At 65.6% G+C, this 8,954-nt stretch carries 9 protein-coding genes and 1 pseudogene; 5 read left to right on the top strand and 5 right to left on the bottom strand.

Annotation, left to right across the window (positions count from 1 at the left end; genetic code table 11):
• The first annotated feature begins 547 nt into the window (after nt 1-547).
• The 3 genes from CKJ85_RS08015 to CKJ85_RS08005 are packed head-to-tail and all read left to right on the top strand — an operon-like array spanning nt 548 to nt 2,674.
• Complete coding sequence (locus CKJ85_RS08015; RefSeq protein WP_095545879.1) at nt 548-1,276, top strand: DUF1648 domain-containing protein; 729 nt, start codon at nt 548-550, stop codon at nt 1,274-1,276.
• An 11-nt stretch (nt 1,277-1,287) separates the two neighbouring features.
• Nucleotides 1,288-1,905: a thermonuclease family protein gene (locus tag CKJ85_RS08010; protein WP_095545880.1), complete on the top strand. Its 618-nt coding sequence runs from the start codon at nt 1,288-1,290 to the stop codon at nt 1,903-1,905.
• A gap of 4 nt (nt 1,906-1,909) precedes the next feature.
• Nucleotides 1,910-2,674 carry an NAD-dependent deacylase gene (locus tag CKJ85_RS08005; RefSeq protein ID WP_095553988.1) on the top strand — a complete coding sequence of 255 codons (765 nt, stop codon included), beginning with the start codon at nt 1,910-1,912 and terminating at the stop codon, nt 2,672-2,674.
• On the opposite strand, the pseudogene CKJ85_RS08000 reads toward CKJ85_RS08005, so the two are convergent.
• The 4 genes and pseudogenes from CKJ85_RS08000 to cobA form a co-directional block, all read right to left on the bottom strand.
• Nucleotides 2,646-2,873: pseudogene (locus tag CKJ85_RS08000) on the bottom strand (Txe/YoeB family addiction module toxin); the annotation flags it as partial. The gene CKJ85_RS08005 and the pseudogene CKJ85_RS08000 sit on opposite strands and share 29 nt — an antisense overlap.
• 27 nt (nt 2,874-2,900) lie before the next feature.
• Nucleotides 2,901-3,152 carry a type II toxin-antitoxin system Phd/YefM family antitoxin gene (locus CKJ85_RS07995; RefSeq protein ID WP_095553987.1) on the bottom strand — a complete coding sequence of 84 codons (252 nt, stop codon included), beginning with the start codon at nt 3,150-3,152 and terminating at the stop codon, nt 2,901-2,903.
• Between the two features lie 47 nt (nt 3,153-3,199).
• Complete coding sequence (locus CKJ85_RS07990; RefSeq protein WP_095553986.1) at nt 3,200-4,162, bottom strand: class I SAM-dependent methyltransferase; 963 nt, start codon at nt 4,160-4,162, stop codon at nt 3,200-3,202.
• The gene (gene cobA / locus CKJ85_RS07985; protein ID WP_095553985.1) at nt 4,146-4,886 is read right to left on the bottom strand and encodes a uroporphyrinogen-III C-methyltransferase; all 741 of its coding nucleotides are present in this window, start codon (nt 4,884-4,886) and stop codon (nt 4,146-4,148) included. Before cobA ends, CKJ85_RS07990 begins: the two co-directional genes overlap by 17 nt.
• A gap of 24 nt (nt 4,887-4,910) precedes the next feature.
• Between cobA and CKJ85_RS07980 the strand changes: the two genes are divergently transcribed.
• The gene (locus tag CKJ85_RS07980) at nt 4,911-6,146 is read left to right on the top strand and encodes a protein adenylyltransferase SelO family protein (protein WP_095553984.1); all 1,236 of its coding nucleotides are present in this window, start codon (nt 4,911-4,913) and stop codon (nt 6,144-6,146) included.
• Between the two features lie 32 nt (nt 6,147-6,178).
• Here CKJ85_RS07980 and mqo read toward each other — a convergent pair whose 3' ends face one another.
• Complete coding sequence (gene mqo, locus CKJ85_RS07975; protein WP_095553983.1) at nt 6,179-7,681, bottom strand: malate dehydrogenase (quinone); 1,503 nt, start codon at nt 7,679-7,681, stop codon at nt 6,179-6,181.
• Between the two features lie 196 nt (nt 7,682-7,877).
• Here mqo and CKJ85_RS07970 point away from each other — a divergent pair, with 196 nt between their 5' ends.
• Complete coding sequence (locus CKJ85_RS07970) at nt 7,878-8,936, top strand: alpha/beta hydrolase (protein ID WP_233127000.1); 1,059 nt, start codon at nt 7,878-7,880, stop codon at nt 8,934-8,936.
• The last annotated feature ends 18 nt before the right edge of the window (nt 8,937-8,954 follow it).

Raw genomic sequence — 8,954 nt, 5'->3', positions numbered from 1 at the left:
GTGAATTCCTCTTCAGCGTGCCACTGCCAGTCACACTGAGCCACAGGCCACCAGGCGGGCAGATCAACATCAACCTCGTTGAAGGAATGAAGCACCGCAAGCCGCCACGGATGAACCCGAAACTCGCCAAGCCCCGACCGAAACGCAGACCACAAATATGACCCGCTAGAAACTGTCCAAGAACTCCATGGATTCCGTGTCCAAAAAGTCATTGGACTCCTTGTCCAAAAACTCTATGGACATAACAGACCTGTGGTTTTAGCCGCGGCGGTCTACAAATGGCGCTAGCTCCATTTAGCCAAACCATCAACTCACGACCAGGCGTTTTGGTGGCGGCATCGTGCAAACGGAGCTAGCTCCGTTTAGCTGAACCGCCAACCCGCGCCAGGCGTTTTGGCCGCGGCTCTCCACAAACGGAGCTAGCGCCATCTGCCCGACACACCGACCCACCACCAGGGGTTTTCCAAACCCGCACCCCACATACGGAGCTAGCTCGGAGCTAGCTCCGTCTGTCAGCCTCCACCGATTCCTCTGCTACGCTCGCCCCATGCAACCTCGCCACTACTACGCGGCCACCGCGTTTTTCTACCTCGCCACGCTGGCGTACGTATTGCTGCGATGGGACACCGTTCCGGATCCGATCCCGGTGCACTTCGATGGCTCCGGCAACGCGGACGGTTACACGCCGAAATCCTTCCTTGGCGCAACCGCCCTGGTGTGGATTGGCGCGGCTGTGTCCGTTGCTATTGCCTGCTGCGTACCGCCGCACGCCATGGTTCGTCGCACCACGGATGTACCGAGCACTTCCCCGGTCCCGTTTTCGGAGGCCAACGCGGCACGTGTCGAACTACTCACCGATAAGACGGCCACCTTCGTCTCCCAAACCATCTTCGGCATGGCGGTGTGCACGTGCCTGAGCGCGCTTTCGTCAGCCGGCCTCACGCCGTTCAACTGGCTGCTCCCCGCAGTCTGGATCGTGTTCACCATCGGCGTCGTGGTGCTCGCCATCGCGTTTACTGTCAGTGCCAGCAAGCAGGTCGAAGCACTCCCGACAGACCAAGACGAGCAGACCCGCAACGAGCACTTCCGCTACGCCGGCGGCATGGGCGTCTATAGCGAACCGCAGGATCCGGCACCGGTCGCGGTATTCCCCACCAACCCAAGCAAGCTCCAGATCAACACCGCGCACGAGCGGAGTCGCCGCTACCTGTGGCGGATGGGCATCGCGCTCGCGGCATCCATAGTGGCCTGCATCGTCTTCGCCGCCGTCATGTAAGCGAGACTGCTATGCGCCCGCTCCGCCTCATCGCCACGGTCCTCGCCGTCGCTGTCCTGACTGCCTGCCAGTTTCCCGGACAGGACCAGCCGACGGTGACCAAGATCGTCGACGGCGACACCCTCGACGTCGACCGCGACGGGGAGACCGTGCGCGTCCGCCTGCTCAACATCGACACTCCTGAACGGGGTGAGTGCCTCTACCAGAAGGCCACGGACCGCCTTACCGAGCTCGCCCCACCGGGCACCCGCGTGCGCCTCGAGCACGACGAGGAGCGCCAGGACCGCTACGGCCGCGAGCTTGCCGCTGTCTTCGCCGGCGAGATATTCGTCAACGAGCAGCTCGCCGCCGAGGGCTTGGCTCGCGCAGTCACCTACGAGCCGAATCACGCCTACACCACGCGCATGGAGTCCGCCCAGGCCCGCGCCCGCAGCGCCCACCTCGGCATGCACGCGGTGCCGACCGAGTGCTTGCTCCCCACCGATACGGCCCGTCGCGCGTACGAGCTCCACGAAGAGGATCCGCGGCACCAGGCGTTTTACCGCGACGTGATGCGCGACGCTGTCAACGCCACCCCCAACTTCACGTACAAAGGCCAGGCTCTGGAGTTCATCGACAGCCTAGACTAGGGCCATGGAGCAAATGCTTATCGACGCCCACGAGATCCTCACAGCAGCCAACCACGTCGAAGTCTTCACCGGCGCCGGCATGAGCGCCGACAGTGGCATCGCCACGTACCGGGATGCGGTAACTGGGGTGTGGGAGCGTGTGGATCCGGTGGCGATGGCGTCGATAAGCGCATGGCACGACGACCCGGAGACGATGTACGCCTGGTACCTCTGGCGGGCTCAGCTGTCGCAGCGCGCCGAGCCGAACGCCGGGCACCGGGCAATTGCGGCGGCGCGGGGCATGACGGTGACGACGCAGAACATCGACAACCTGCACGAACGAGCAGGTAGCGAGGATGTCGTGCACCTACACGGCTCGCTATTCGCCTTCCGTTGCACCGACTGCGACACCCCGTACGAGGAGCCGATCGCGCTGCCGGAGGAGCCGATCGAGCACATCGCGCCGCCGGAGTGCCCGGTGTGCGGCGGGCTCGTGCGCCCGGGCGTGGTCTGGTTCGGCGAAGCGCTGCCGCAGGACGAGTGGGCCGAGGCGGAGCGGCGCATGAAGACTGCGGATGCGCTGCTGATCGTCGGCACCTCTGGCGTGGTCTACCCCGCCGCGGGCCTGCCGTTGATGGCGCACGCGCGAGAGATCCCGATCGTGGAGGTCACGCCGCAACCGACGGACCTCTCGCACCTGGCCGATGTGGTCGTTCCGGCCACCGCGGCGGAGGCGCTGCCGCGGATCCTGCAGGGGCGGATCAATAGTGGTAGCGAGCTTGCAGAATAATGAGCGTTTCGCCTTCAAGGATGTAAACCAATCGGTGCTCTTCGGTGATGCGCCGTGACCAGGCTCCGGCAATACCGTATTTCAGCGGCTCCGGCTAACCAATCCCCTCGAATGGATCACGCATCATGTCTTTGAGCAGTTGATTCACCCGTTTCAGGATCTTCCGATCCTTCTGCTGCCAGTAGAGGTATTCCTCCCAAGTGTATGGCGTTCAGGCGAGCTGCATTCATGCATCCAGGTCGATGTCATGCGCGACGGCTTGACCACTACGCGCCTGTTCGTTGGATTCCAAGAGCCGACGCGCGTTCGCTGGAGAGCGGAAGAGATACGCGGTCTCCACCCAGGAGGAATAGTCCTCCGCGGACATCAGCACCGCGTTACCGCTGCGGGAAACGATCTCGACCGCGTCCCGGTCTTGGTTCACCTTCTCAATGAGAGGGAACAGGGTTCGGCGCGCTTCCGAAGCACTGATAGACATTTTCCACCTCCAGCTTGTTGTACCACGTTACGGTACCTTGAATCGCCCTACCGAGCCCGCAGCACAGTAAACGTCGCGTCGCGAGCGACCTGCTCCACCTCGCCGAAACGGCGCTCCACCTCCCCGCGGTAGCGCAGGTGCGAGTTGTGCACCACGTACAGATCGCCGCCGGGGGCGAGCAGGCGCGCGCCGGCGTCGAGGAGGTGCTGGATGAGGGTGGCGTCGATGGTCGTGCCCGCGTGGAACGGCGGGTTGAGCGCAATGGTGTCGAAGGACGCGTCCGGCAGCTGCGAGCCGGCGTCGTCCCAGGTGGCCTCTAGGCCGATGGCGCGGGCAGAAAGGACCGCGTCTGCGTCAGAATCTGTGGCGACCGCGCCCTCGAAACCCCTGCTCACCGAGCCGTTGCCGCAACCGAGGTCCAGCAGGCGACCAGGCGCGTCGGGCAGGCACGAGCGCAGCAGCTCGCCGCCGCGGTCCGGCTTGGCGCCGGAGAAGACGCCGCCGATGGCTACCAACCCCCGCTGCGAAACTGGCTCGTACGTGACCTCGCGCGCCCCCGACGCCACCAGGCACCGGAACTTGCCGCGCCCCCGCGATCCGTGGACGTCATTGAAGGAATCTGCCAGCACCGAGTTCATGCCGCGAGAAAGGTGCTTGTTGTTCGCCCCGAGAACCAGGCGCGCCTCCGCGAATCCGGCGCCGGCGATGGAGCGGGCAAGGTAGTCGAGCCGGGCCAGGGACTTCGGCATCTCGCCGAGCCCGACCGCGACGTCGGCACCGGAACCCAGGCCGGCGAGCAGCTCGTCCAACCGCACGTCGCGAGCAATCTCCGCGCCGAGCGCCGACGCAGCCTGGCTGCGCGCATAGTCCGGGTCCAGAAACACCACGCGCGCGCCCACCTGCACGGCCTGACGCGTCAGATCCAAGGTCGGGTCGTGGCAGATGAGCAACGTATCCGGCGCACCATGGGCAAGCGCCGTGTCCCAGATCAGGCTATCCAGCGCTCGCAAGACCAGCGACCTCCCCAATCACGTACACGGCGGGCGAGGCGATCCCTTCGGACTCCATCGTATCGGCCAGCGTCGACGCGGTTGCGCGCATGACGCGCTGCGAGGCAGTCTCGCCTTCCTGCACGGCCACTGCCGGCGTCGAAGGGGGAAGCCCTGCGCTCACCAGCGTCGAGGCGATTTCGCGGACGTGGCGCACGCCCATGATCACGCAGATGGACCCGCCAACCCGCGCGAGCGCCTCCCAATCCACCAGCGACTTCGGGTTCGACGGCGCGAGGTGCCCGGAAACCACTGTGAAGGAGTGCGTCACCCCGCGCTGGGTCACGGGCACACCCGCGGCTGCGGGTACTGAGATCGCGCTGGTCACGCCCGGCACCACTCGGCACGGCACCCCGGCGGCCGCGCACACCTGCAGCTCCTCGAAACCGCGGCCAAACACGTACGGGTCCCCGCCTTTCAGGCGAACGACGCGCTTGCCCGCCAGCGCGTGTTCCACCAGCAGTTCATTGGTGCGTTCCTGGGCGACCTGTTTGCCGTAGGGGAGCTTGGAGACGTCGATAAGCTCCTTGCTCGACACGTCCAGGAACTCCTCAAGCTGGCTGGCGGGGCCGAGGTGATCGGTGAGGATCACGTCGGCGGCTTCGAGCGCGCGCAGGCCGCGGATGGTCAGGAGGTCCCATTCGCCCGGGCCCCCTCCGACGAGTGTGACTTCTCCGATGCTCATAGGCTCCCAGTCTAGGCTGGGACCATGCATCAACCCACGCTTGCCCATACGTTCGCCGACGCGCTGCCGGACATGGCGGTGCCGCTGCCTGGCACGCAGGTTCCGGGCGCGGAGCTCATCGTGCTCAACGAGCCGCTCGCCCGCGAGCTCGGCCTCGACCCTGACTGGTTGCGCAGCCCAGAGGGCGTGGCGTGGCTCGCCGGATCCGCAGGCGGGCACGCCACCGCGTATTCGGGCCATCAGTTCGGCCAGTTCGTGCCAGTGCTTGGCGACGGCCGCGCGCTCCTCCTCGGCGACATAGGTGGCCGCGAAATCCAGCTCAAGGGATCGGGGCTCACCCCGTTTTCCCGCCCCGGCTCCGACGGGCTCGGCGCCATCGGCCCGATGCTGCGCGAGTACCTGATCAGCGAGTTCATGCACGCCATCGGCATCCCCACCACGCGCTCGCTCGCGGTGCTTCGCACCGGCGAAACGGTCGTCCGCCAGCAAGGCCCGGTGCCCGCGGGCATCGTCGTGCGCGTCGCCACCTCCCACCTGCGCGTCGGTTCCCTGCAGTACGCGGCGCAGCAGCCGCGCGACCTGGTCGGCGACGTCATTGCCGCCGCAGGCTTCGACGGGCCCGCGGAGCTGCTGGATACCGTGATCGACCGCCAGATCGATCTGGTCAACCGGTGGATGCGCGTCGGCTTCGTGCACGGCGTGATGAATACGGACAACGTGGCACTGTCCGGCGAGACGATCGACTATGGGCCGTGTGCGTTCACGCAGCGGTTCGACGGCGCCGCGTCGTTCTCTTCCATCGACGCGCAAGGCCGCTACGCCTTTGGCAACCAGCCGGGCATCCTGGCGTGGAACATGGTCCGCCTCGCGGAGACGCTGCTGCCGGAGCTGGGCCAGGAGCAGGCCCAGGAGATCTTGTCCACACTGCAGACGCGGTGGGACGGCGCGTGGGGCCGCTACGTCGGCGCGCACGCGGAAGGTTTGGTGCTCGCGGAGGACATCACGGCCTACAACCGGGAACACGGGATGCCCTTCGGCGGCACCGACCCCAACGAGGACGACACGTATCCGGGCCCCATCTATATTCCCCGCAACCACATGCTGGACGCGGCGATCACGTCGGCGGAACGCGACGGGGACGTCGCTGCCTACCTCGCGCTGCTGCAGGCGGTGACGCATCCTTACGACGAGGCCGCCGGCGAGGAGTGGATGGCCCAACCGGAAAAGCCGGGGCCGTTCCGTACCTTCTGCGGTACGTAAACGGCCCCGGCCGGGTCACGCCGGTGGGGTGACTACTTCTTGTCCTCGAGCTTCAGCGTCTTCTCGGTCCAGGCCCACTGCTTGTCGTAGGCCTCCTTGTTGTCCTTGAGGGACTTGCCGTAGGTGGGGAACATCTCGTGGAGCTCCTCGCGCCACTCGATCATCCGCTCACCGAAGCAGCGCTCGAGCAGCTCGAGCATCGCGGACGGGGTGATGGATGCGCCCGGGGACGCACCGAGGATGCCGGCGATGGAGCCGGACTGGTCGTTGACCAGCGCCGTGCCGAACTCGAGGGAGCCGAAGGATGGTGCTGGCGCCGGCTTGATCACCTGCACGCGCTGACCCGCGACGACGACCTCCCAGTCCTTCGGATCGGCCTCCGGGTAGTACTCGTGCAGGACGTCCATCTTGCCGTCGAAGTCGCGGAAGACCTCCTCCACCAGGTACTTGACCAGGCCGAAGTTGGTGGCCGCAACGCCCAGGTAGGACGGGATGTTGTCCGGGCGGATGGACTTGAACAGGTCCAGGTACGAGCCCTTCTTCAGGAACTTCGGGGTCCAGCCGCCGTACGGGCCGAAGAGCAGAGACTCTTCGCCGTCGATGACGCGCAGGTCCAGGTGCGGCACGGACATCGGCGGGGCGCCGACCTTCGCCTTGCCGTAGACCTTTGCCTTGTGCTGGGCGACGAGCTCCTGGTTAGTGGTGCGCAGCCACATGCCGGAGATGGGGAAGCCGGCGTAGCCGCGGACCTCGGGCACGCCCGCCTTACGCAGCAGGTCCAGGGCGTAGCCGCCAGCGCCGACGAAGACGAAGCGCGCGCGGGTGACCTTCTTGTCGCCCGTGTGCACGTTGCGCACGGTGACCTTCCAGAAGTTGCCCTCGCGTTTGAGGTTGGTCACCTCGTGGCCGTAGCGGATTTCGGTGCCCGCCTGGGTGGCTGCGTCGAAGAACTGGTTGCACAGTGCGCCGTAGTTGATGTCCGTACCCGCGTCGGTCCAGGAGATCGCGACGGGCTCGGCGTCAAAGTCGCGGCCCTTGGCCATCAGCGGCAGCTTCTCAGCGAACACGTCGTGGTCATCGGTGAACTGCATGTTGGGGAACATGTGGTTTGCAGACAGCGCCTCGTAGCGGCGACGCAGGTAGTCAATCTGGTCCTCGCCCTGCGCGAAGGAGACGTGCGGGACCGGGTTGATGAACTCGCTCGGGTCGCCCAGCACACCGTGCTCGATCTGGTGGGACCAGAACTGGCGGGAGACCTGGAATTTCTCATTAATCGCCATCGCCTTGGAGACGTCGATGCGGCCGTTCTTCTCCGGCGTGTAGTTCAGCTCGCACAGCGCCGAGTGGCCAGTGCCGGCGTTGTTCAGCGCGTAGGAGGACTCCTGCGCGGGCCCCTCGAGGCGCTCGTAGATCACCTGGGTCCAGTTCGGCTCGAGCTGGCGGAGCATGGCACCGAGTGTCGCGGACATGATACCGGCGCCGATGAGGAGGACGTCCACCTCATCGTCGTAGCGGTTGGCTGCTGTATCAGACATCGTGATTTCCCTCATTCACTGTGTATTCATTGCGAGTGCACCTCGCCTTCACGTCACCCATCCACAATACGCCAGTTGCCTCCGCCATTGTCCACCCATACCCCCGGATAATGGTACGATGTTTGGCCTGCGTGGCACGGCTTTCACGCTTCTCGACGCCACCGTGCACCCCACCCCCTTCGCTAGGATCAGTGACATGACAAAGACCCCGGAGAACACCCCCGCAGGCGCTTGGGACGGCGTGACGTCGACAAGCATGAGCCCCGACTGGTACCCCGACGTGCTTGGCGACGGATTTGAATCCGCGTTCCTCCCGCAGGGCAAGGACCCTGATACCGGAAAGGGCACGCGCGCCACCATTGTGCGAACGAGCCTCAATGCGGACGCGATTGATCCGACAAAACCCGCAATCTTGTGGGTGCACGGGATGAGCGACTACTTCTTCCAGACTCACGTCGCCGAGGAATTCACCGCCGCCGGATACGCCTTTTACGCCATCGACCTGCGCAGGTGCGGGCGCTCGCGGCAAAACGGCGAGTACTGGCACTACACCGAGGACCTTGCCAACTACTTCCCCGAGCTCACGGACGCGCTGCATGTCATCGCCGCCGAGCGCGGCGAGGGCGCGAAGGTCGTCCCCCTCGCGCACTCCGCCGGCGGGCTGATCACCTCGCTGTGGGCGGACTGGCTGCGCCGGGAGCGGCCCGCAGACCACGCGCGGCTGGCGGGCCTGATACTCAACAGCCCATGGATTGACATGCAGTTCTCTCCCCTGCTGGTCAAGACGGTCAAGCCGGTCCTCAAGGTGGGCGGCGGCGTGCTCCCGCGCGTGCCTTTGCCGGGAGGGTCCCTCTCCACCTACGGCGAGTCGCTGCACGTGGACCACAACGGCGAGTGGGACTTCAATACGAAGTGGAAGCCGTTAGGCGGGCACACGAAGTACACGGGCTGGCTCAAGGCGATTGTGGACGGCCAGGAACGGATCCACGCCGACGACGTGGATACCGGAGTCCCGCTACTCACCCTTGTTTCCTCCCACTCCTACCTAGGCAAGGAGTACTCACCCGCCGCGGACACTGCCGATACGGTGCTGGACGTCGACCAGATCCGCACGTGGGCGCCGCACCTTGCTCAGGACTGCGTGATCGCCACCATCGACGGGGCGCGTCACGACGTCTTCTTGTCCGGGAAATACGCTCGCGAGTCCGCGTTCAAGGCGTGTACCTCCTGGTTGGAACAGCTGCCGCACCGCTAAGCCGCCCCAAAACGCCTC

The organism is Corynebacterium sp. NML 150383 (genome assembly GCF_002285085.1).
GTDB classification, from domain to species: Bacteria; Actinomycetota; Actinomycetes; order Mycobacteriales; family Mycobacteriaceae; genus Corynebacterium; species Corynebacterium gottingense.
This window is presented reverse-complemented; position numbering and strand designations above follow the sequence as displayed.